Annotated in this window: 7 protein-coding genes; 4 read left to right on the forward strand and 3 right to left on the reverse strand. The window is 41.2% G+C overall.

The window, feature by feature from the left end; all coding sequences use genetic code 11:
* Nucleotides 1-18 precede the first annotated feature (18 nt).
* Genes RMX69_RS04165 through RMX69_RS04175 form a run of 3 tightly spaced genes read right to left on the reverse strand, consistent with a single transcriptional unit; the run spans nucleotide 19 to nucleotide 2787 of the window.
* Nucleotides 19-726: a Uma2 family endonuclease gene (locus RMX69_RS04165; protein ID WP_322636604.1), complete on the reverse strand. Its 708-nt coding sequence runs from the start codon at nucleotides 724-726 to the stop codon at nucleotides 19-21.
* 53 nt (nucleotides 727-779) lie between these two features.
* Nucleotides 780-1673, reverse strand: a complete 894-nt coding sequence (locus RMX69_RS04170; protein ID WP_289799918.1) for an ABC transporter permease — start codon at nucleotides 1671-1673, stop codon at nucleotides 780-782.
* 28 nt (nucleotides 1674-1701) lie between these two features.
* Entirely contained in the window at nucleotides 1702-2787 is a 1086-nt protein-coding gene (locus RMX69_RS04175; protein WP_289795643.1) for an ABC transporter substrate-binding protein, read from the reverse strand.
* A gap of 384 nt (nucleotides 2788-3171) precedes the next feature.
* Here RMX69_RS04175 and RMX69_RS04180 point away from each other — a divergent pair, with 384 nt between their 5' ends.
* The 4 genes from RMX69_RS04180 (at nucleotide 3172) to RMX69_RS04195 (ending at nucleotide 26383) form a co-directional block, all read left to right on the forward strand.
* Nucleotides 3172-9027 (forward strand): AAA family ATPase, encoded by a 5856-nt coding sequence (locus RMX69_RS04180; RefSeq protein WP_322636605.1) that lies wholly within the window; start codon nucleotides 3172-3174, stop codon nucleotides 9025-9027.
* A 158-nt stretch (nucleotides 9028-9185) separates the two neighbouring features.
* Entirely contained in the window at nucleotides 9186-15029 is a 5844-nt protein-coding gene (locus RMX69_RS04185) for an AAA family ATPase (RefSeq protein WP_322636606.1), read from the forward strand.
* Nucleotides 15030-15105: 76 nt separating this feature from the next.
* On the forward strand, nucleotides 15106-20523 hold the full coding sequence (locus RMX69_RS04190) for an ATP-binding sensor histidine kinase (protein ID WP_322636607.1): 5418 nt from the start codon (nucleotides 15106-15108) through the stop codon (nucleotides 20521-20523).
* 73 nt (nucleotides 20524-20596) lie between these two features.
* Nucleotides 20597-26383 carry an AAA family ATPase gene (locus RMX69_RS04195; RefSeq protein WP_322636608.1) on the forward strand — a complete coding sequence of 1929 codons (5787 nt, stop codon included), beginning with the start codon at nucleotides 20597-20599 and terminating at the stop codon, nucleotides 26381-26383.
* Nucleotides 26384-26387 lie beyond the last annotated feature (4 nt).

Below are 26387 nucleotides of genomic sequence, written 5' to 3' on the forward strand. Positions count from 1 at the left end.
ATAATTTGTAATTACGAATTACGAATTATCAGGTAGATTATTTGGATCTACACCTAGAGAACGTAAATACTCAGCTAATTGTTCAGCCCTTTGCCGTTCTTGTTGTGCCTGTTCTGCATCTGTAAAATAGCGGTTTCCTTGCTCGTCATACCAACATAAAAACTCCTGTTGTATCCCGCCAATTACAGCTTGGTGTCGTCCTATACCTAAACCCACCTCTGGCATTAAATAAGGTTCACCTATTTGTAGTTGGTAGTTTCCATTGAGCAACTTATACACTTCAAAGGGTTGATGTTGGTCGCGTCGCCAAAACTCAGGGTTATAAATTACGTAGTATAATACACCGAGTTTTCTATATATATCTAGCTTTTCGTCGTATTCACCTCCTGGAGTATGGGATACCATTTCTAATGTGAATATTGGAACTATCCCATTTTCTTCCCAAACCGCGTAACTTTTGCGTGATTTACCACCCTTTTTCCGTTCTACTCCCAGACTTAAAAAAGCATCTGGGACTACGGGTACTCTGGGATTTACTCCTGTAGTGTGATACACTCCCATATCTACTCCGAAGTACCAATCCATGCGATTTGCCCAAATGGAGTTAAGTAAGAAAAGTAGAATGTTGGGCAAAAAGTTTTGATCTTCGTTATCCACTGGGGTATCGTCTGAACAGGGAAGTTCGTCGGTAGTTGGTAACGCATTTTTGAGATCGGGTGAGAGCATAACCGTTGTCTCGCTGGCGTTTGATGCCTTTATTATAAGTGAGTGGCAAAAGTTTAGCGTTTGGGTGCAGCTTCCCCAAACTTAATTAAAAGTGCGATCGCAATACTAACAAACAAAATTAACGTCATACTCAAGGCTGAACCGAATCCCCAATTTTGGGTTGCTCCAAGAAACTGGTTATAAACTAACCGCGCCGCCGTCATACTAGAAGCACCACCGAGTAATTCTGGATCGACAAAATCCCCCAAGCCTGTGATGAATACAAGCATGGAAGCAGCCGCAATTCCCGAAAAAATTTGCGGTACAGTTACTTGGAAAAAAGTTTCCACCGGATTTGCACCTAAATCAGCCGCAGCTTCTAGCAAGCGCTTATCTAGCTTTTCGAGAGAAGCATATAAAATCAAAACCATATAGGGTAATAAACTGTAACTCATGCCAATTAATACAGCTTGACTATTGTTGAGTAATTCCCAAGTAGGCAAGCCTAAATTGCTGAATAAAGTGTTCAATAAACCAGTGGGACGAAGAATTGTAATCCAAGCATAAGAACGGAGTAAGGAAGAAGTCCACAAAGGTAAGACAAAGCCTAATAGCAATAAATTTCGCCAACGCTGCGGCGCTATCTGAGCAATCCAATAGGCGACGGGGAAGCCCAAAATTAAACAAATTACCGTAGTACCAAAGGCAAAAAATAGCGATCGCCCAATTACTTGCAGATAAAGTGAGTCAAATATTCTGGTGTAGTTTTTGAATCCGTTAGGATTGACCAAATCTCCTGGTCGGATGTCTGCAACTAAACTTAACTCGAAAATTATTAAAGATGGCAGCACCAACAAAAGTAATAACCAAATTCCAGAGGGTGCAAGCAATACCAAGGGTTGCAGCCAATTTCTGACGGGGTGCTGCAATTCTTCTATTTTAGAAATCTCATTTTTTTCCAAATTAATCACTCCTAACTCCTAACTCCTAACTCAATTAACTGCTAGTTAATTGAGTCCAATAACGATCGTAAACCTCTTCAAATTCTCCTACAGGTGTAACACGTTCACAATTTTTTAGCAGAGACTCTGGGGGAAACAAATTAGTGTTGTTTTGGATTGTTTTTGGCAATTGCTCAAATCCGGCGCTATTCGGCGTAGAAATATTTAGGCGTTGAGTGATTTGGGCTGCGATTTCTGGTTGCAAAATCATGTTAATCCAAGCGTAAGCTCCAGCTTGGTTGGGGGCTGTTTTGGGAATTACAATAGTGTCTGTCCATAATGAAGAACCACTACGAGGAATCACATATTTGAGTTTAGGATTTTCTTGAGAGATTTTCACTGCATCTGCTGAATAACACATTGCCAGTAGTAAATCTCCGGCTAGAATTTGATTTTGCCAAGCGTCAGTGTCAAAACGGGCGATCGCAGGTTTTAGCTGCTTCAATTTTTCATAAGCTTGTTTAATTTCTTGTTCATTTTTTGAGTTATAAGAATAACCGAGCATTCGTAAGGTTGCACCCATCACTTCTCGAACATCATTGAGCAAGGTCATCCGCTGATTCAGTTGCTCTTGATTTTGCCAAAGATAATCCCAGTCTTGTGGTGCATCTTTAATTTTTTCAGAATTGTAAAGTAAACCTGTTGTCCCCCAGTTAAAAGGGATACTGTAGCGGTTATTGGGGTCATAACTAGGATTTTGAAAACGGGGAAATAAATTCTCTAGACCGATTAAGCGATCGTGATTTATTTCTGTTAACAAGCCTTTGTCTACCATCTTCTGCACCATATAATCAGATGGGTTGATGATGCTGTAAGTGCCACCGCCTCCAGCTTGCAATTTAGCCAGCATGACATCATTGGAATCATACACATCTGCTAGGACTTTTATGCCAGTCTGGCTGCTAAAAGTTTTCAGTAATTGATTGTCAGTATATTGTGTCCAGGTAAAGATATAAAGTTGGTCACGCTGACTACTGGTATTAGAATTAGCACGTACTTCAGCCAGCCTCCAGCCACAACCACCTAAAGATAAGCTAGAAAGTGCTGCCACCCCTTTTAAAAATTGGCGTCTGTTAGTCATTAAGTTAATAGTTAATCATCTTTTGTATTGTTACCGATTGGTTCTAAATATGCCTTTAATTGGAGTGCCCATAGGTAGTTTAAAGATTAACTTAAGTGTATCTATCTGTGCAACTGTTAATAAGTTACTGCTGTCAGCTAGTGTTAGGCATGGTTTTTAATCAAGCTTGAGTTATAAAAATTAACAAAGCGAGGGATCGTCTAGGACTAGCAATCAGTCTGCAAATCGTTGAAGAAACCCACGGCGGAAAATTGAGTTTTAACTCGGTTTTCAGTGAGGGTACGGAATTTATTATTGAAATTTCGGTGTAATTGTGGCTATTTTTGGTAAATAATTTTAGACATCTGGGAATACTAAATCTGGAAGTTTTAAAGATTTAGCAGTATGGTTAGCACTCTTGTCAATATTCCCGGATACAAGGTTAGCGAAGAACTCTACAATGGTTCTAGAACCATTGTGTATCGAGGGTATCGAGAGACTGACTCATTACCCGTAGTGATTAAGTTGCTGAAAAATCCTTATCCGAGTTTCAGCGAACTTTTGTCGTTTCGGAATCAATACACCATAGCTAAAAATCTCAACTCACCGCTAATAGTCCAAACTTATAGCCTAGAACCCTATCAAAATGCCTATGCGCTGGTGATGGAAGACTTTGGGGGGATTTCTCTCAAAAATTATTTTACCTCTGTAGAAACGCAATATATCTCGTCTTTAAAAGAGTTTTTAGAAATTGCGATCGCACTCTGCAATACCTTAGATATACTCTACCACGAACGGATTATTCACAAAGACATTAAACCTAGCAATATTCTCATTAATCCCGAAACCAAACAAGTTAAATTAATCGACTTTAGTATCGCATCCTTACTCCCACGAGAAACACAAACTTTGATAAATTCCAATGGATTAGAAGGGACACTCGCTTATATTTCCCCGGAACAAACAGGAAGAATGAATCGGGGAATTGACTACCGCACTGATTTTTATTCTTTGGGTGTGACATTCTACGAATTACTTACTGGAGTTTTGCCATTTCAATCAAACGATCCAATGGAGTTGGTGCATTGTCATATTGCAAAACAACCTCCTTCAGTTATTAGAGAAGAGATACCGCAGGTGATTTCAGATATCGTCATGAAATTGATGGCGAAGAATGCCGAAGAGAGATATCAGAGTGCATTAGGACTAAAATTGGATTTAGAAAAATGTTTAGATCAGCTACAAGTTTCTGGTGAAATTCAAAGTTTTAAAATTGCACAACGGGATGTATGCGATCGCTTCATCATCCCCGACAAACTCTACGGACGAGAAACCGAAGCAGAAACTTTACTGCAAGCATTTGAGCGAGTCAGTCTTGGTGCAACAGAAATGATGCTGGTAGCAGGTTTTTCGGGTATTGGGAAAACCGCCGTTGTCAACGAAGTTCATAAACCAATTGTTCGGCAACGCGGTTATTTTATCAAAGGGAAATATGACCAATTTCAACGCAATATTCCTTTCTCTGCTTTTGTACAAGCATTTCGGGATTTAATGGGGCAATTGTTAACCGAAAGTGATGTCCAACTAGAGCAATGGAAAAATCAAATATTAGAAACTGTTGGAGAGAACGGTCAGGTAATTATTGAAGTCATTCCCGAATTAGAAAAAATCATTGGTGAACAACCACCAGCAGTAGAATTATCAGGAACGGCAGCCCAAAATCGCTTTAATTTATTGTTTCAAAAATTCACCCAAGTCTTTACTAGCGCCGAACATCCATTAGTGATGTTTTTAGATGATTTACAATGGGCTGATTCAGCATCATTAAAGTTGATGCAGCTATTAATGGCTGATACAGGTCATCTTTTGATCATTGGTGCTTATCGTGATAACGAAGTCAATCCAGCCCATCCATTAATGTTGACTTTGAGCGAAATCCAAAAAAACCAAGCAACTATTAATACTATTACTTTAACACCCCTGAGTCAATCCCAAATCAATCAATTAGTCGCTGATACCCTAAAAAGTACAGAAAATTTGGCATTACCACTTTCACAATTAGTCTATCAAAAAACTAAAGGCAACCCATTTTTTGCCACCCAATTTCTCAAAGCCCTACACGAAGAAAATTTCATTCAGTTTAACTTGGAGTTAGGCTGTTGGCAATGCGATCTGTCCAAAATTAATCAACAAGCCTTGACCGATGATGTCGTAGAATTTATGGCGTTGCAGTTAGAGAAGTTACCGTTAGCAACCCAGAATATTCTGAAGTTAGCCGCTTGTATTGGCAATCAGTTCGAGCTAGCAACATTAGCAATTGTTTCAGAACACTCAGAGGTAGAAACCGCAGCCAATTTATGGAAAGCATTGCAAGAAGGTTTGATTTTACCGATTGGTGATGTTTATAAATTTTATGTAGGGGCAGAAAGTCAAGCCATTACGCCAGAAAAGTCTCAAAATGTTACCTACAAATTTTTACACGATCGCGTTCAACAAGCAGCCTATTCCCTAATTCCCGATGACCAAAAACAAACGACTCATTACCAAATCGGACAACTGCTTCTACAACAGATTTCCACACAAGCTAGAGTTGACCGGATTTTTGAAATCGTCAATCAATTAAATCACGGAACTGTTTTAATTACCCAACCAACTCAACGAGAAGAATTAGCTGGCCTCAATTTAATTGCCTGTCGCAAAGCTAAAACTTCAACCGCCTATCAAGCAGCGCGTGAATATGCGACAGTAGGATTGTCTTTGTTATCAGAAAATACTTGGCAGCAGCAGTATGAAATGACCCTCGCCTTATATGAATTAGCTGCGGAAGTAGCAATGCTAAACGGTAATTTTGAGGCGATGGAACAGCTTATTGATATTGTCATTCAACAGGCACGCTCCTTACCTGAAAAAGTCAATGTTTACTGCATTAGAATTCAATCTCATATTTCCCAAAGTAAACTGACATTAGCGATCGCGATCGCCCAACCAATCTTACAACAGCTTGGCATAACCTTTCCTGAAACACCGACACCATCAGATATTCAACAGGAAATCCAACAGATTAAGGAACTCATTGGAGATAGGGAAATCGCTGATTTGGTTCACTTGCCTGAAATGACCGATGCAGAAAAACTTGGTACTCTTAAAATTGTCAATATCATCAGCCCAGCAGCTTACCTCACTGGCTCTGCGCTGTATCCATTGCTGAATACTTTGTCCGTTAAACTATCAATTCAGTACGGTAACACATCGACTTCTGCTTTCGGCTATGTGAACTATGGCAATATTCTCTGCAATTTCTTCCAAGTCGTGGATACAGGAACACAGTTTGCTTCCCTGGCACTCCAGATTATTTCAAAACTCGATGCCAAAGCAAGTAAAACAGATGTTTTGATGATCTTGGGGTTATTTGTTGTACACCGCAAATCTCACATTAAAGAAACACTACCCCTGTTGCAAGAGGGTTACACCAGTGCCATAGAATTTGGGAACTTGGTACTTACTGGGTACAATGGCCACAGTTTTTGTCTCAATTCTTTTTGGAGCAGTCAACCCCTGGCTACCTTAGAGCAGGATATTTGCGCTTACTGCCATAGTTTGACCCAATTAAATCAATTAACAACTGCAAACTATTGCCGGATTTATTGGCAACCTGTTTTAAATCTGCTGGGTTTTGCAGAACACACCACTTTTTTGTCTGGGAAAGCCCTTGAAGAAACAGAATTTCGACCGCAGCTAGAGTTTGCCAAAGATGGATATGGATTGTATATTTTCCATTTGTATAAACTAATGCTTTGTTTCTTGTTTGGAGAAATTGAGCCAGCGAAAAATCATGCTATTGAAGTCAGGCGCTATTTTATGGCTGGTGCGGGATTAGTCACCGAACCAGTATTTTATCTTTATGATTCTCTGCTGACTCTGGCACAATTAAATCCACAGTTAGATGAAACATCAGAAGCATTGCAGGGTGTCATAGAAAATCAAACCAAGTTACAGCAATGGGCGTATCATGCACCCATGAATTATCAACATAAGGTTGATTTGGTAGAGGCGGAAAAATGTCGAGTGTTAGGACAAAAAGCCGAAGCAATTGAGTTTTACGACAAAGCGATAACTCTAGCCAAAGCTAACGAATATACGCAAGAAGAAGCACTTGCTAACGAACTAGCAGCAAAATTCTACCTAGATTGGGGCAGACAGCGCATTGCTGGGGACTACATGATTGAAGCCTACTATGCTTATGCTCGTTGGGGTGCAAAAGCCAAAGTCGCTGACCTAGAAGCTCGCTATCCACAACTACTTAGACCTATATTAGAGCAAACCCGTTCTCCTCTCTCCACTCACGAAACTTTGTTCACATTGGGTAGTGTCACTTCCACCAGTTCGGCCATATCCAGTAGTAATGTTTCTGTGGCTTTAGATTTAGCTACTATTCTCAAAGCTTCTCATACTATTTCCGGTGAAATCGAACTGGAAAATCTACTTTCATCGTTGCTGACCATTGTCATCGAAAATGCGGGGGCTGATAAATGCGTGTTCATGCTCTTGCGAGACTCGCGCCTGTTAATCAAAGGGTCAATTACCACAGGTTCAAAGCCAGTTGTCTTGCAGCGTATTCCCATTGAAGATAGCCAGGACATTCCCCACAGACTGATTTACAAAGTCTTGCATGACAAGCAAACTGCTGTGCTGGTGAATGCAAGTGCCGATCGCACCTTAGCTAATGACCCCTATATCATCCGTCAGCAGCCCAAAAGTATCTTGTGTAGCCCGATTTTGCATCAAGGGAAGTTGCTGGGCATTTTATATCTAGAAAATAATCTAGCAACGGGGGCGTTCACAAAAGATCGCGTCGAACTTCTCAACTTACTCTGCGCCCAAGCCGCAATTTCTTTGGAAAATGCCCGACTTTATGAGCGATCGCTAGAGTATTCCCAACAGCTAGAGCGATCGCTTGAGGAGTTAAGCACCGCACAGTGTGTGTTGCAATCATCCCAGCAACGACTCCACCTATTGGTTCAGCAAACTCCACTAGCAGTCATCGAATGGGATACTAATTTCCAGGTTACTGACTGGAACCCAGCCGCAGAAAGAATCTTTGGCTACAGCAAACAAGAGGCTTTGGGTTGTGGATTCAAATTCATCATTCCTGAAATAATTCAAGCAGAAATTGAGCGAGTCAGCGTCGAAATTATATCGCAGGAGGGCGGTAATTACAGTATCAATGAAAATGTGACAAAGGATGGTCAAATTATCATTTGTGCTTGGTATAACAATCCACTTGTAAATGCAGATGGCGAGTTAATCGGAGTTGCTTCCCTAGCAGATGATATTACAGAACAGCAAGCTGTGCTACGCGAACGCAAAGTTGCCGAAATCCAACTTCAACAAAAAGCACAAGAGCTAGAAACTGCTTTACAAAACCTGCAACAAGCACAATTACAAATGGTGCAAACTGAGAAAATGTCTGCACTAGGCAACTTAGTTGCTGGTGTAGCTCACGAAATGAATAATCCCCTTGGTTTTATTGCTGCTAGTCTCAAACAAGCGAAACCTACTATCGCTGATATTGTTGAACATCTCAGACTATATCAAGAAAGTTTCCCCAATAAAAGCGATGAAATCGAAGACCACGCCGAAGAAATCGACTTGGATTATAGCTTAGAAGACTTACCAAAGATGATTGATTCTATGTCTATGGCGTGTGACAGGCTAAAGAACATCAGCACCAGTTTGAGAACTTTCTCTCGTGCCGATCAAGACTACAAAGTACCTTTCAATATCCACCAAGGCATTGATAGTACTATTCTCATTCTCAAACATCGTCTCAAGGCCAATGAACAACGTCCGGCGATTCAAGTTGTTGCCAACTACGGTAATTTACCTCAAGTAGAATGTTTCCCCGGTCAATTAAATCAGGTATTTATGAATATTTTCGCTAATGCTATTGATGCATTAGATGAATCTAACTATGGACTCAGCTTTGAAGAAATTAAAGACAATCCTAACTGTATTACAATTACAACCTCAGTCGAAAATAATCTCGTTAAAGTTTCCATTACTGATAATGCCAAGGGGATGAGCGAAGAAGTTAAACAAAAAATATTTGACCATTTATTTACTACGAAAGCTGTGGGTAAAGGTACAGGATTAGGGTTAGCGATCGCTCGGCAAATCGTTGAAGAAACCCACGGTGGAAAATTAAGTTTTAACTCGGTTCTGAATCAGGGTACAGAATTTACGATTGAAATTCCGGTATGAATCTCGGATACTCCTTGTTCGCGCCGCGTCTCGTAGAGAAGGAATGGGATTAGCGCCGATTTTCTTTGACTCTAAATCCTGAAAATTTCAAGTCGTGGAGCGACGGGTTCGCTTTATATCTGGGAACACTATATCTGGAGTCTTAAAGATTTAGCAGTATGGTTAGTACGAGAGTCAATATTCCCGGATATAAGGTTAGCGAAGAACTCTACAATGGTTCTAGAACCATCGTTTATCGAGGTTATCGAGAGACTGACTCATTACCCGTAGTGATTAAGTTGCTGAAAAATCCTTATCCGAGTTTCAGCGAACTTTTGTCGTTTCGTAATCAGTACACCATAGCGAAAAATCTCAACTCACCTCTGATCGTCCAAACCTATAACCTAGAACCGTATCAAAATACTTATGCCTTGGTAATGGAAGATTTTGGGGGGATTTCTCTCAAGGATTGGGGATTAAGGAGTGGGCTTGCCGTGAGCGTAGCCGAATGGGAGTGGAAAATTGGGCGAAACCTAGAATCTTTGATGGAGTTTTTAGAAATAGCGATCGCACTGTGCAACACCTTAGATATATTGTATCGCGATCGGATTATTCATAAAGATATCAAACCCGCCAATATTTTAATTAATCCAGAAACCAAACAAGTTAAATTAATTGACTTTAGTATTGCATCCCTACTACCACGGGAAACTCAAACACTGATGAATCCCAATGTTTTGGAAGGGACACTTGGTTATATTTCTCCCGAACAAACAGGAAGAATGAATCGGGGGATTGACTACCGGACTGATTTCTATTCTTTAGGTGTCACTTTTTATGAACTACTTACGGGTGAGTTACCCTTCCATTCAAACGACCCAATGGAGTTGGTACATTGTCATCTAGCAAAACTTCCACCAATTTTAGGCGATAGAAAAGAGATTCCCCAAGTTCTCTGTGACATCGTAATAAAATTGATGGCAAAAAATGCTGAAGACCGCTATCAAAGTGCATTGGGACTGAAATTTGATTTAGAAGCTTGTTTATCTCAACTCCTAGAAACTGGTGAAATTAAGCATTTCCCAATTGCTCAACGGGATCTGTGCGATCGCTTTATTATCCCTGATAAACTTTATGGACGAGAAACAGAAGTAGAAACTCTCCTGCAAGCATTTGAGCGCGTTAGTACAGGTGCGACAGAAATGATGCTGGTGGCTGGTTTTTCGGGTATTGGTAAAACCGTTGTAGTTAACGAAGTTCATAAACCAATCGTCAAAAAGCGCGGTTATTTTATCAAAGGGAAATATGACCAATTTCAACGAAATATTCCCTTTAGTGCTTTTGTACAAGCCTTCCGCGATTTAATGGGGCAATTATTAACCGAAAGCGATGCTCAAATCCAGCAATTTAAAACCAATATTTTAGCGGCTGTAGGTGATAATGGACAGGTAATTATTGATGTCATTCCCGAATTAGAAAGAATTATTGGTCAACAACCACCTGCTAGAGAATTATCGGGAACTGCCGCTCAAAATCGGTTTAAGTTATTATTTCAGAAATTTACCCAAGTCTTTACCAGTGAGAAACATCCATTAGTGATGTTTTTAGATGATTTGCAATGGGCAGATTCAGCATCTTTGATGTTAATACAGTTATTAATGGCTGATACGAAACATCTTTTTTTAATCGGTGCTTATCGTGATAACGAAGTCAATTCAGCACATCCATTAATGTTGACTTTGAATGATATCCAACAAACAGCAGCCACAATTAATACGATTACTTTAGCGTCTTTGAGTCAATCGCAAGTGAATCAGTTAGTTGCTGATACACTTAAATGTACAAAAGATTCGGCATTACCTGTTTCTCAATTGGTATTTCAGAAAACTCAAGGTAATCCGTTTTTTGGCATCCAGTTTCTCAAAGCATTACACCAAGATGGATTAATTGAATTTAACTTTGAATTAGGGTATTGGCAATGTGATATCACCAAAATAAATCAGCAAGCGGTGACAGATGATGTTGTTAAATTCATGGTATTTCAATTACAGAAACTATCTCCATCAACTCAAAATGTATTGCAGTTAGCCGCTTGCATTGGCAATCAATTTGATTTAGCAACCTTGGCGATTGTTTGGGAGTCATCAGAAATTGAAACAGCTGCGAGTTTATGGAAAGCTTTACAAGAAGGGTTGATTTTACCAATTAGTGATGTTTATAAATTTTATCAGGGAGAAAATCACGATCGATTGGCGCTGTCAACAGGAAATACCAATAAACAATTAGCCAAATATAGATTTTTACATGACAGAGTACAACAAGCGGCCTATTCTCTAATTCCTGATAACCAGAAACAAGCAACTCATCTCAAAATTGGTCAATTACTTCTAGAAAATTCCTCTCAAATAGAACAAGAAGAAAAACTGTTTGATATTGTTGGGCATTTGAATTTAGGGCAAGAGTTGATCGCCCAACCGCACCAGCGAGAAGCCTTAGCTCGACTTAACTTAGCAGCAGCAGGTAAAGCTAAAAATTCTACTGCTTATGCTGCTGCCAGAGCCTATTTACAAACTGGGATTGAGTTGCTCACAGTGAATTGCTGGCAAGATCAATATGAATTGACTTTGAGTCTCTATGTTGCCGCCGCCGAAGCCGCCTACTTAAATGCTGACTTTGATGGCATGGAACAAACAGCAGTACAGGTGTTGCAATCAGCCCAGACGATTTTAGACAAAGTTAAAATTTACGAAATTCAAATTGCTGCCCAGACAGCCCAGAGCAGACTATTAGAAGCGATCGCAGTTGGCAGAGATGCTTTAAAGCAATTGGGAGTTGAGCTACCCATCGAGCCAAACAATGCTGAGATTGGTAAAGCTTTACAAGTCCTTGCTAGTCAACTTGCAGGCAAACGAATTGAGGAACTAGCTGACTTACCAGTGATGACCGATCCTCAAGCACAGGCAGCCATGCAACTGTTAGGAATGTTGTTTGCACCCGTTTTTCAGGGAATGCCGGGTTTATTGCCTCTAATTAGCTCCACAATGGTGACTCTATCGCTTCAGTTTGGGAATACGCCCGCCTCAACTGTGGGGTATGGGCTGCACGGAATGGTGCTGTGTGCCTTTTTGGGAGAGGTTGAAGGGGGCTACGGTTTTGGGCAATTGGCATTGAATTTGCTAGATCGGTTTAATGTGCGGGAATTCAAATCCACGATTTCCATGTTGTTTGGTGGCTTTATTCAGCATCACCAAGAAACTCTCTCAGCAACGATACCGTTGTTGAAAGCTGGTTTTACCTCTGGTATGGAAACTGGCGATTTTTTACACGCTGGCTATAACGTATGTTGTTACAGCTATGCGGTCTTTTGGAGTGGCTCTGAACTTAGCAATTTGGAATTAGATATCGCAAGTTACAACGCCGCCTTAACTCAGGCGAAGCAACATTCTGCCCAGACTTATGTAAGTATTATGCGGCAGGCGGCAGAAAACTTTAGGGAAACCCAAATTCAGCCCGATTGTTTGAGCGGCAGTATCTACGATGAAACGGTGATGATTCCTAAACATCATCAGGCTAATGAACTCACGGTGATGGCTGAGTTGTATATCTACAAACTGTTGCTTGCCTATTCTTTTGGTGATTACAAAGCTGCGATCGCTTACATTGAGGAAGGGAAAAAGTATTTACTTGCCGTATCAGGATTGATTTTTGTTCCGATTTCCCATTTTTATGCAGCCCTGACGCACCTAGCTCTATTTTCCACCCATCCAGAAATTGAACTTTCCCTAATTCTCGCCCAGGTAGAAATCCATCAAACCACTCTCCACCATTGTGCGCAAAATGCTCCCACAAATCATCTGCATAAATGGCATTTAGTTGAGGCTGAGAAACAACGAGTGTTGGGCAATAAAGTAGAAGCACTGGAAAATTACGATCGCGCCATAACTCTAGCTAAAGCCAACGGCTACATCCAAGAAGAAGCACTTAGCAATGAATTAGTAGCCAAATTTTATTTCGATTGGGGTAAAGAAAGAGTTGCCCAAGAATATATGCAAGAAGCATACTACTGTTACGCTCGTTGGGGCGCAAAAGCCAAAATAGAAGACTTAGAAAAACGCTATCCCCAACTACTGCAATCCATTCTGCAACAGCAACGAATCAACTTCAATACCCTAGAAACTATTAGCTTTCGTAGCACTTCCTCATCTACTTGCACTTCTACCACTGGCAGCACTAGTATTTCCCAGACATTAGATTTTACCTCTGTCCTCAAAGCTGCTCAAACTATCTCCAGTTCTCTGGAATTAGATCAACTCATTGCCAGCTTGACCCACATTATCCTAGAAAACTCTGGCGCCAAGAAAGCTGTACTCATTCTTCCCCAAGATGATACTTGGCAAGTTAGGGCAATTACCTCGATCAATCATGACCAAATACAAACCATTCTTGAACCACAATCACTAAATACTTGTCAAGAGATTCCTGCAAAAATTATCAATTACGTCAAAAATACTCAACAAACAGTTGTTATAGACAATTGCAAAACAGATACCATTGGGTTGATTGGGGAATATATGCACCGAATACAACCCCAGAGTGTATTATGTACCCCGATTCTTAATCAAGGGCGTTTAGTAGGGATTCTTTACCTAGAAAATCAACTGACTCAAGGGGTATTTACTAGCGATCGCCTTTCTCTTGTAAATTTCCTCTGCACTCAAGCCGCAATTTCTTTAGAAAATGCCCAGTTATATAATCATCTCCAGGAGCGAGAAAAGTTCCTCAATAGTATTTACGAAGGTGTTGGCTGTCTGATATTTGTGACTGATATCCGTGATGATGGTAGGTTTGAGTACACAGGATGGAGTAAATCTTGCGAATTAGCGGTTGGTATACCTGCTTCTCAAGTGCTGGGTAAAACTCCGCAAGAAGTAATGGCTGCTGACGAAGGTGCAGCAGTCGAGCAAAAATATTTGCATTGTTTTCAGACCGGAATACCCATCACCTATGAAGAATGTCTAACATTTAATGACCAGAAAACTTGGTGGTTAACCACACTCAGTCCATTAAAAGATGAGACAGGCAAAGTTTATCGCATAGTTGGAACAACTATTAATATTAGCGATCGCAAACAAGCTGAATCAGCAGTTACAGAAAAATCTCAAGCACTCGGAACAGCCTTAGAAGATTTACAGCAAGCCCAATTACAAATTGTTCAAAGTGAGAAAATGTCTGCACTGGGTAATTTAGTTGCTGGCGTAGCCCATGAAATGAATAATCCTTTGGGATTTATTTCTGCAAGTCTCAAACAAACTAAACCCACTATCGCTGAGCTTGTGCAACACTTGAAACTTTATCAAGAAAGTTTCCCTAATCCGGGTACTGAAATTATTGATCATGCAGAAGAAATTGACTTAGATTATAGCTTAGAAGATTTACCCAAGGCAATTGATTCAATGGTGATGGCGTGCGATCGCCTGAAAAATATCAGCACTAGTTTAAGAACTTTCTCCCGCGCTGATAAAGATTACAAAGTGCCATTTAAAATTCATGAAGGGATTGAAAGTACAATTTTAATTCTCAAACATCGCCTCAAAGCCAATGAACAACGTCCAGCAATTGAAGTAATAACCGATTATGGCAATTTGCCTGAAGTTGAATGTTTTCCTGGACAACTAAACCAGGTGTTTATGAATATCCTAGCTAATGCCATTGATGCCTTAGATGAGTCGAATACTGGGCGGAATTTTGCAGAGATCCAAGAAAATCCTAACAAGATTACAATTCAAACCTCATTGAAAGATAATCAAGTGAAAATAACGATTGCTGATAATGCTAATGGCATGAATGAAGCAGTCAAACACAAGATATTTGACCATTTGTTTACGACGAAATCTGTGGGAAAAGGAACGGGTTTAGGATTAGCGATCGCCCGACAAATCGTCGAATCAACCCACGGCGGCAAATTGAGTTGCAATTCTGTTATCGGTGAAGGTACAGAATTTATCATTGAAATTGCAATGTAAATCTTTGGTGTTGTTTATCAACCACTTAATATATCTGGGAACACTATATCTATAAATCGTCACTCCTTGAGCAGTTATGGTCAGCACTTTTGTTAGAATTCCTGGATATCGGATAACTGAAGAACTCTACAATGGTTCTAGAACCTTAGTTTATCGAGGGTATCGAGAGACTGATTCCTTAGCAGTAGTCATTAAACTGCTGAAAAATCCCTATCCGAATTTCAGCGAACTCTTGTCGTTTCGCAATCAGTACACCATTGCCAAAAATCTGAATTCACCTCTGATAGTTCAAACTTATAGCCTAGAACCTTACCAAAATGGCTATGCATTGGTGATGGAAGACTTTGGGGGAGTTTCTCTCAAGGAATGGAAATTCAGGGGGAATCTACAATCTCTACAGGAGTTTCTAGAAATAGCGATCGCTCTGTGCGACACCTTAAATTTACTTTATAAAGAGCGCATTATACATAAAGATATTAAACCCAGCAATATCTTAATTAATCCCCAAACCAAACAAGTTAAATTAATTGATTTTAGTATTGCATCACTTTTACCAAGGGAAACTCAAACACTAGTAAATCCCAATGTATTAGAAGGGACAATCGCTTATATTTCCCCAGAACAAACTGGCAGAATGAATCGGGGGATTGACTATCGCACAGATTTTTATTCACTCGGCGTAACTTTCTACGAATTACTAACAGGAGAATTACCTTTTGCCTCCAACGAGCCAATGGAGTTGGTACATTCTCATCTTGCCAAAATCGCACCATTAGTACACGAAATTAATTCTGAAATTTCATCTGTACTATCAAAAATTGTCAGTAAATTGATGGCGAAGAATGCCGAAGATAGATATCAGAATGCCTTGGGACTAAAATTTGATTTAGAAAATTGTCTGCATCAGTTACGAATTTCAGGTAAGATTGAAAGTTTTGAAATAGTGAGTCGGGATGTGTGCGATCGCTTCATCATCCCCGACAAACTCTATGGTCGAGAAACCGAGGTTCAAGCATTACTTAAAGCCTTCGATCGCGTTTCCCAAGGCAGTTCAGAACTCATGCTAGTGGCAGGATTCTCTGGGATTGGTAAAACCGCCGTAGTCAATGAAGTCCACAAACCCATTACCCAGCAAAAAGGCTACTTCATCAAAGGCAAATTCGACCAATTCAGCCGCAACATTCCCCTGTTAGCCTTTGTTCAAGCACTGCGCGACTTGATGAATCAACTACTCTCAGAATCCGATCGGCAGTTACAAACCTGGAAAGAAAAGCTGCTCAAAGCACTAGGAGATAGCGGTCAAGTCCTCATCGATTTAATTCCTGAACTCGAACGGATTATTGGGTCGCAACCTCCCACTCCAGAACTCTCCGGTGAGGCAGCCCAAAATCGCTTTAACCGTCTGTTCCAAAACTTTATTCAGGTTTTTGCGAAGGTAGAACATCCCCTAGTCATCTTTATCGATGACCTGCAATGGGCTGACTCCGCCTCCTTGGGCCTCATGCAAAGTTTGTTGACGGAAGCTCAATCTCACTCTCAATGTCTCTTAGTCTTAGGAGCCTATCGAGATAATGAAGTGTTTCCCGGTCATCCCTTTTTGATGACAGTTAAGACCCTAGAAAATGCCGATGTTACCCTTGAAACTCTTACCCTCAGTCCCTTGAGTACTGATAGCCTCAATCACCTAATTGCTGATGCTTTTCAAGCCTCACAAAGCGCCGTGCAGCCCTTAACCAACCTGGTCATGCAAAAGACGCAGGGCAATCCGTTTTTTGCGACCCAATTTCTCAAGGCATTACATCAAGATAGTCTGATTACTTTTGACCGGGAGGTTTGTCACTGGCAATGCGACCTAGTGCAGGTACAGGATGCAGCTTTAACCGATGATGTGGTGGAATTCATGGCTTTGCAGTTACGAAAACTGCCCGTTACCACCCAAGAACAGCTTAAATTTGCCGCTTGTATTGGGGCAAAATTTGACCTCAAGACTTTGACGATTGTTTCAGAACAAGACGAAATTCAAGTAGCCTTGACTTTGTGGTCTGCGCTCCAAGAGGGGCTGATTGTGCCAGAGGGTAAAATCTATAAGTTTTATTTGGATGATAACCAACCCCAGGAGCATCGCTCCCTGAGTGAAGAGATTTCTGAGCAAATTCACTATCGCTTTTTCCACGATCGCGTGCAACAGGCCGCCTACTCACTAATTCCTGAAGACCAAAAACAGGCCACTCACCTGAAAATGGGTCAGTTACTCCAAACTCGTTTGTCAGCAGCAGAGCGAGAGGAGAAGTTATTTGATATTGTCAGTCATCTAAATCTAAGTCGTGGGTTGCTAAGTCATCAAGCCGAACGTGAGTCTTTGATTCGACTAAATCTAGCTGCGATCGAAAAAGCGAAAAAGGCAACCGCTTATGGCGTGGCGAGAGACTTGGTGACGGTGGGACTGGAATTACTTTCGGAAGATAGTTGGCAAAGTCAGTATGAGTTGAGCTTAAAACTCCATGAGATCGCCGCAGATGTCGACTGTTTAAAGGCTGATTTTGAGGAAGCAATTACCCAAGTTCAAGAGGTTTTGGATAAGGCTCAGACGGTCTTGGATAAAGTGCCTGTTTACATGGTGCAAATCAGGGTGTTGACGGCTCAGAATCAATTGGCGGATGCGATCGCCATTGCTGCCTACGCCATCACTCAATTGGGGATAGAATTTCCCTCAGACATCACACCGAGCCTCAGCGAACAAACCTTTCAAAATGTGGAAGTCGCGCTAGAGAGGAAAGTCATTGAGGATTTGGTCAACTTGCCTGTAATGACTGACCCGACCATGATGGCTGTCATGGAAATGCTGGGAATAATCATGCCAATGGTATTTATAGCTCAACCCGCATTTCTGCCCTTTGTTTGTGCGAACATTGTGAGCTTGTCGCTCCAGTTTGGCAATGCTCCTGTTTCGAGTGTTGGCTATGCTGTCTATGGCTTGCTCTTAGCAACGGGCTTGGGTCAACTCGATCGGGGCTATCGCTTGGGAAAAATGGCTTTAGCTTTAATCGATCGGCTCAATACAAAAGCGTATAAGTGTCTGACAATCCTTTTTTTCGCTGCCTGTGTCCAGCATCAAAAAGAATCTATGATTTCTATGGCTGCTTTGCTCAAGCAGGGGTATTTAGCTGGAATAGAAGTCGGTGACTTTTTGTATTTAGGCTATTGTCTAAGCCACTATTTTTACGCTTATTTCTATGCCGGCAAAGAATTATCTGCCCTTCAATCAGAAGTCGCTCAGTTTTGTTCTGCCATTGCTCCACTAAAGCAGGATAATGCCCTCGCCTACTTAACAATGAACCAAGCATTCTTTGGGCGCTTGCTTGAAAAAAACCATCAACCAACTCTCTTGATTGGAGATGCTTATGACGAGACGAAAATATTCCCACAGTACCTTCAAAATAAGCAACTAACAGGCTTTGGCATTGCTTACATCTACAAGTTAATCTTGGCTTATTTGTATGGTGATTATAACCGCGCCCTTGAATATCTCAATGAAGCTAACCAATATTTAGGTGGTATTGCTGGAATGCTGCATATTCCCGCCTTGCATTTCTATGGGGGGTTAACCTATTTAGCGGTGGTAGCAGGTAAGTCTGAGGATGAGCAGTTACAATTACTTGCTTTAGCGGAACAGCATCACGCTAACCTATCGACCTGGGCAGAGAATGCCCCTATGAATCACCAGCACAAGGTGCCTCTCTTGGCAGCAGAAAGATGTCGAGTTTTGGGCAATATCTCGGAGGCAATTGATGGCTATGAGCGGGCCATTGCGGGCGCTAAAGCCAACGGTTTCATTCAAGAAGAAGCCTTAGCAAATGAACTTGCAGCAAAGTTTTACCTGGAGTGGGGCAAACAACGCATCGCTAGGGAATACCTGACTGAAGCTTACTATGGCTATGCCCGTTGGGGTGCAAAAGCCAAAGTTGCTGATTTAGAAAACCGCTATCCGCAATTACTTGCCCCCATATTACAGCAAAGCCGTTCTCCCTTATCCACCTACGAAACCGTCTTCGCCCTGGGGAGTGTCACCTCCACCAGTTCTTCGAGTTCCAGCAGTAGCATCTCAGACAGCCTGGATTTAAAGTCCATTCTCAAAGCTTCCCAGACTCTTTCCGGCGAAATCGAACTGGAGAAACTGCTTGCATCGTTGCTTGAGATTGTCATTGAAAATGCCGGAGCTGATAAGTGTGTGTTCATGTTGATGCGAGATTCGCGCCTGCTGATTAAAGGCTTAATGACCACAGGTTCCAAGCCAGTTTTGTTGCAGGAAATTCCTGTCGAGAACAGTCAGGATATTCCCCACAAGCTGATTTACAAAGTCTTCCACAACAAACAGACTGTTGTGCTGCTGGATGCAACCGCAGATCCCGCCTTGTCTAGCGACCCGTATATCATGCGTCAGCAGCCCAAGAGTATTTTGTGCAGCCCGATTTTGCATCAAGGCAAGTTGCTGGGTATTTTGTACCTAGAAAATAATTTAGCAACGGGGGCATTTAGTGGCGATCGCATCGAACTTCTCAACTTACTCTGCGCTCAAGCGGCAATTTCTTTGGAAAATGCCCGACTGTATGAGCGATCGCTAGAGTATTCCCAACAGCTAGAAATTGCTTTACATAACCTCCAACAAGCACAATTACAAATGATCCAAAGTGAGAAAATGTCTGCGTTGGGTAACTTAGTTGCTGGTGTTGCCCACGAAATGAATAATCCTTTAGGTTTTATTGCTGCCAGTCTAAAACAAGCTAAACCAACGTTTACTGATATTGTTGACCACTTAAAACTCTATCAAGAAACTTTACCCGATAAGAGTGAAGAAATCGAAGACCATGAATCAGAAATTGACTTGGAATATAGCCTGGAAGACTTGCCCAAAATGCTTGATTCCATGACGATGGCGTGCGACAGACTGAAAAATATTAGCACCAGTCTCCGCACTTTCTCTCGTGCCGATCGCGATTACAAAGTGCCGTTTAATATCCACGAAGGTATTGATAGCACTATTCTCATTCTCAAACATCGTCTCAAGGCAAATGAACAACGTCCTGCAATCGAAGTTGTCACCAACTACGGCAATCTCCCTCAAATTGAATGTTTTCCCGGTCAATTAAATCAGGTATTTATGAATATTTTAGCCAATGCTATTGATGCATTAGATGAATCGAATATCGGGCGTCATCTTCAGGACATCAAAGCCAATCCCAACCGAATTACAGTTACCACTTCTATTGAAAATAACTATGTAAAAATTGCCATTGCTGATAATGGCAAAGGGATGAGTGAAGCAGTCAAACAAAAGATATTCGACCATTTATTTACTACGAAATCTGTGGGAAAAGGAACGGGTTTAGGATTAGCGATCGCCCGTCAAATTGTGGAATCAACCCACGGCGGCAAATTGAGTTGTAACTTTGTTGTTGGTCAGGGTAGTGAATTTATCATCGAAATTAAGGTGTAAATATTTACTTTTATATAAATCACTTGATATATCTGGGAACACTATATCTGTAAATCATCACTTCTTCAGCAATATGGTAGCCACTTTTGTGAGAATTCCCGGATATAACATTACCGAAGAAATCTACAACGGTTCGAGAACCGTGGTTTATCTAGCAGTTCGAGAAACTGACTCCTTAAGAGTAGCAATCAAACTGCTGAAAAATCCTTATCCCAATTTCAGCGAACTCTTGTCGTTTCGCAATCAGTATGTCATTGCGAAAAATCTCAACTCACCTCTAATTGTCCAAACTTATAGCCTAGAACCTTACCAAAATGGCTATGCTTTGGTCATGGAAGATTTTGGCGGAATTTCTCTCAGTGAGTGGAAAATAAGAGGAAATCTCCAATCTCTACAAGAATTTTTAGCGATCGCGATCACTCTGTGCGACACCTTAGATTTGCTTTACCAAGAGCGCATTATCCATAAAGATATCAAACCTAGCAATATATTAATTAATCCCGAAACAAAACAAGTTAAATTAATTGACTTTAGTATTGCATCACTTTTACCAAGAGAAACCCAAACCCTCGTAAATCCTAATGTGTTAGAAGGGACACTTGCTTATGTTTCCCCTGAACAAACAGGCAGAATGAATCGGGGGATTGACTATCGCACAGACTTCTACTCACTCGGTGTAACTTTCTACGAACTACTCACGGGAGAGTTACCTTTTGCGTCCAACAATCCAATGGAGTTGGTACATTCTCATATTGCAAAAATCGCACCATTAGTACACGAAATTAATTCAGAAATTTCATCTGTACTATCAAAAATTGTCAGTAAATTGATGGCGAAGAATGCTGAAGATAGATATCAGAGTGCCTTGGGGCTGAAATTTGATTTAGAAAATTGTCTGCATCAGTTACAAGTTTCGGGTAAGATTGAAAGTTTTGAAATTGCACAGCATGATATGTGCGATCGCTTCATTATCCCCGATAAACTCTACGGACGGAAAAAAGAAGTTCGGTCTTTACTCAAAGCCTTCGAGCGGGTTGCTAGCGGCAGTTCTGAACTAATGCTGGTGGCTGGTTTCTCTGGTATTGGCAAAACTACGGTGGTGAATGAAGTCCACAAACCCATCACCCAACAGTGCGGCTATTTCATCAAAGGAAAGTACGACCAGTTCAATCGCAACATTCCGTTTTCAGCCTTTGTCCAAGCTTTTCGCAGCTTGATGGGACAAATCCTCAGCGCATCCGATACAGAATTAGCTCACTGGAAGGAGCAAATGCTTGCTGCTGTTGGTGAAAACGGACAAGTTCTGATTGAAGTCATTCCCGAACTAGAATGCATTATTGGTTCCCAACCCCCGATAATCGAGTTGGTTGGTAGTGCATCTCAGAATCGGTTTAATCTGCTCTTTGGCAAATTTATTCGGGTATTTACGAAAAAAGAACATCCCTTAGTGATTTTCCTCGATGATTTGCAGTGGGCCGATTCTGCTTCTTTGAACCTTTTGAAATTGTTGATGAGCGAGTCAGAAGCAGGCTATCTACTCGTACTCGGAGCTTATCGAGATAATGAAGTTTTTTCAGCCCACCCGCTGATGCTAACCCTGAATGAGATTAGAAAACAAGGTGTCAATCTCAATACTCTGATGTTGGCTGCTTTGAATGAATTAGATATTACCAGTTTGGTTGCCGATACATTGCAGTGTTCAAATAATATTGCAGCGCCGCTTTCGCACTTGGTCTACCAAAAAACTCAGGGAAATCCATTTTTCACCATTCAGTTTTTGTACGGACTGCACGAGGAAGAATGTATTTTTTTCAATCGTACCTCCGGCTATTGGCAGTGTAACTTAACCCAAGTGACACAGTTAGCTCTGACGGATGATGTTGTAGAATTTACGATCCGACGATTGCAGAGGCTACCAGAAGCAACACAGCAAGTATTAAAGCTAGCGGCGTGCATTGGTAATCGATTTGATTTAGAAACATTAGCAGTAGTTTGTGAAGCTACTCAAGATAGTGTAGCAGCAGATTTGTGGCGATCGCTTCAAGAGGGGTTAGTGATTCCAGAAAACTCAACCTACAAGTTTTTCCAAGGAAAGGAAGACGATGTAGAAGCGGTTGATAACGTTACTGTTAGTTATTTGTTTCTCCACGACCGAGTGCAGCAAGCCGCTTACTCTCTCATTCCTGAAACTTTGAGACAAGCAACCCATTTCCAAATTGGCAAACTTCTGCTTGCTAATGTTTCGCCAGAAGAACAAGGCAGCAAAATTTTTGCGATCGTCAATCACTTAAATGAGGGCTTTGTACTTCATCAAAGCCAGGAAGAACGTTCAGAACTTTTACAGCTAAACTCTATTGCCGGGAGAAAGGCTAAAGAGTCTACTGCCTATGGGGTTGCTGTTAACTACTTTACGGTAGCTGAGAGCTTATTACCTCCAGATAGTTGGCAGCAATGTTATGAAAAGTCTTTAGATGTTTATTTCAATCTCGCAGAAGTTAAGTATTTGTCTGGGGATTTTCAATTTTCTCTAGCCATTGTTGAAACGATTTCTAGCTTTGCAAGACAACAAATTGAAAGAGCTGAAGCCTTTAACCTAGCAATTTTGATGTTCACATTGCAAGGTCAGTACCTCCAAGCACTTCAGTATGGACAAAAGGCATTGTCTTGCTTGAATTTTGATTTATCAGAAATAGACTTACCAGAAAAACTTGAATATTACCAACGTGAGATTCAATTGAAAATAGGCGATCGCACAATAGAGCAGCTCGTTGATGAACCAGAGACCACCGATCCAGAAAAACGCCTGATTATCAAAATCTTGAATAATTTAATCGTCCCTGTTTATGTTCTCCAAAAAGGAGAGCTATACTTTGTCGTCGCGTTATCGATGGTTTCAGTATCTCTCAATTTTGGCGTAATAGCTGAATCAGGAAATGGATTTTCCGCCTATGGAATGTATCTCGGATATTATCAGAGCAACTATCAATCTGGCTATGAATTTGGAGTACTTGCAGAAAGTTTAGCCAAACGATTTAAGCAAGCAGAAAATCTATGTAAAGCTTGCTATATGCTGGGGAATAATTTGCTTTCCTGGGTGCGTCCCTTGCGTTGCTCTGGGCCGATTTTCGATCGCGGATTAGTGGCTGGGCTACAGTCTGGGGAGATGGTTTTCTCAGGTAATCTTTTGATGTACAAGCTGCTCAATCCATTTTATGCAGGAGAAAGTTTATTAGAAATTCAGCAAAATCTTCCTGAATATTTAGAATTTTGTGCCAAGAAACTTAACTATCAGCTGACTGTGGATGTACTCTCTGGATTAAACATTGCGCTTGCTGAACTTACAGCCAGTCATGCTCTTGATATCCCGACTGAACAGCAGCATCTTGAAACATGTAGGATAAACAACAGTGATTATGCAATTTGTCACTATTTGCTCCTAAAAACTAAAATTCTCTGTTTTTACGGGCGCTATGAGGAGGCATTGGAATCGGCTCAGGGGGCTGAAGACCTCGTTGGTACAATTACTGGAAAATATCAGGTTGCAGCGCTCAATTTTTATCAATCTATTGCGATCACTGAATACTGCCGGACTCATTCTCTAGGTTTAGACAATAGTTACATCCAAAAAGTTAAATCAAACCAAGCGCAACTGAGTCTATGGGCAGCTAGTTGTCCTGAAAACTTTGCTCATAAATACGATCTCGTGAATGCAGTTTTAAGCGTTTTATCAGGACAAAAAACAGAAGCAATTGAACTGTTCGATCGCGCTATTTCTGGAGCTGAAGTCAATGGCTACCTCCAAGAAAAAGCCTTAGCAAACGAACTTGCAGCCAAATTCTGCCTCGAATGGGGCAAAGAAAAATTTGCCGCAGGCTATATACAAGAAGCTTACTATTGTTACGCAAAATGGGGTGCAAAAGCCAAAATTGCCGATCTGGAAAGACACTATCTGCAACTGCTAGCCCCTATCCTCCAGCAAATCCATACTCCCTTCTCCACTAGAGACACAATGTTCTCATTGGCAAATGTTACATCCATCAGTTCCAGCATTTCCGACAGTAGTAATGCATCTGTTGCTTTAGATTTAGCTGCCATTCTCAAAGCTTCTCATACTATCTCAGGTGAAATCGAATTTGAAAAACTGCTTTCATCATTGCTTGAGATCGTCATTGAAAATGCTGGGGCTGATAAATGCGTGTTTATGCTGTTGCGAGACGATCGCCTGTTAATCAAAGGGTCGATTACCATAGGTTCAAAGCCAGTTGTCTTGCAGCGTCTTCCGATTGAAGATAGCCAGGACATTCCCCACAGACTGATTTACAAAGTCTTGCATGATAGGCAAACTGCTGTGCTGGTGAATGCAAGTGCCAATCCGGCTTTAGCCAACGATCCATATATCATGCGTCAGCAGCCGAAAAGTATCTTGTGCAGCCCGATTTTGCATCAAGGGAAGTTGATGGGCATTTTATATCTCGAAAATAATTTAGCAACGGGAGCATTTACAAGCGATCGCATCGAACTTCTCAACCTGCTTTGCGCTCAAGCTGCAATTTCCCTAGAAAATGCCCGACTGTATGAACGTTCCTTAGAATATGCCCAACAATTAGAACAGTCGTTTGCCCAATTGAGTGCGAGTAACTCTCGTTTTGAAAAACTTGTAGACAACGTGCCTGGGGTGGTTTTTCAATACCAGATGAGTGCTGATGGCATCCTCTCGCTAAACTACATCAGTGGTGACTGTTACAATTTGTACGAAATTACGCCAGAGCAAGCTGCTGCCGAACCAAAGTTTTTCGAGAAAATGGTACATCCAGATGATGTGGCTTCTTACCAGCAATCAAGGACTGACACAGTTCAAACTCAATCTCCTTGGTGCTGGGAGGGTCGAATCATTACCCCTTCAGGAATCGTTAAGTCGGTTCACGGCGAATCTAGAATTGAACGGCGCGCGGATGGCTCATTGGTTTGGGATGGGTTGTTTTTGGATATTAGCGATCGCAAGCAAGCAGAACTGGCATTGCAACAAGCGCAATTACAAATTGTTCAAAGTGAGAAAATGTCTGCTTTGGGTAACTTAGTTGCTGGTGTCGCCCATGAAATGAATAATCCTTTAGGTTTTATTGCTGCCAGTCTCGAACAAGCTAAACCAACGTTTACTGATCTTGTTGACCACTTAAAACTCTATCAAGAAACTTTACCCGATAAGAGCGAACAAATCCTCGACCATGCCGAAGAAATTGACTTGGAATATAGCTTATCAGACTTGCCCAAAATGCTTGATTCGATGACAATGGCGTGCGACAGACTCAAAAATATTAGCACTAGTCTTCGCACTTTCTCTCGTGCCGATAAAGATTATAAAGTGCAATTCAAAATTCACGAAGGTATCGATAGTACGATTTTAATTCTCAAACATCGTCTGAAAGCTAACGAACAACGTCCCGCGATTGAAGTTGTCACTAACTACGGAAATTTATCTTTGATTGAATGTTTTCCTGGGCAACTAAATCAAGTGTTTATGAATATTTTGGCAAATGCCATTGACGCCTTAGATGAATCGAATTTCGGACGAAGTTTTGAAGATATTCAAGCCAATCCTAACCGCATTCATATTACCACTTCCATAACAGATAATCTCGTAAAAATTGCCATTGCAGATAATGGCAAAGGAATGAGTGAAGCAGTCAAATCAAAGATATTTGACCATTTATTTACTACGAAATCTGTGGGTAAAGGTACAGGATTAGGGTTGGCGATCGCCCGTCAAATTGTTGTGGAAAAACACGGGGGTTCAATAGACTGCAACTCCTCCCCAGGAAAAGGTACAGAGTTTGTAATTGCAATTCCAGTGCGGCAATAAACAG

Source organism: Nostoc sp. EspVER01, assembly GCF_034530635.1.
Taxonomy (GTDB): Bacteria; Cyanobacteriota; Cyanobacteriia; order Cyanobacteriales; family Nostocaceae; genus Nostoc.

What these genes read in the sequence shown, in the direction of transcription:
- RMX69_RS04165 (WP_322636604.1), bottom strand. Translation starts at nt 726, where the DNA reads ATGCTCTCACCCGATCTCAAAAATGCGTTACCAACTACCGACGAACTT.
- RMX69_RS04175 (WP_289795643.1), bottom strand. Translation starts at nt 2,787, where the DNA reads ATGACTAACAGACGCCAATTTTTAAAAGGGGTGGCAGCACTTTCTAGC.
- RMX69_RS04180 (WP_322636605.1), top strand. Translation starts at nt 3,172, where the DNA reads ATGGTTAGCACTCTTGTCAATATTCCCGGATACAAGGTTAGCGAAGAA.
- RMX69_RS04185 (WP_322636606.1), top strand. Translation starts at nt 9,186, where the DNA reads ATGGTTAGTACGAGAGTCAATATTCCCGGATATAAGGTTAGCGAAGAA.
- RMX69_RS04190 (WP_322636607.1), top strand. Translation starts at nt 15,106, where the DNA reads ATGGTCAGCACTTTTGTTAGAATTCCTGGATATCGGATAACTGAAGAA.
- RMX69_RS04195 (WP_322636608.1), top strand. Translation starts at nt 20,597, where the DNA reads ATGGTAGCCACTTTTGTGAGAATTCCCGGATATAACATTACCGAAGAA.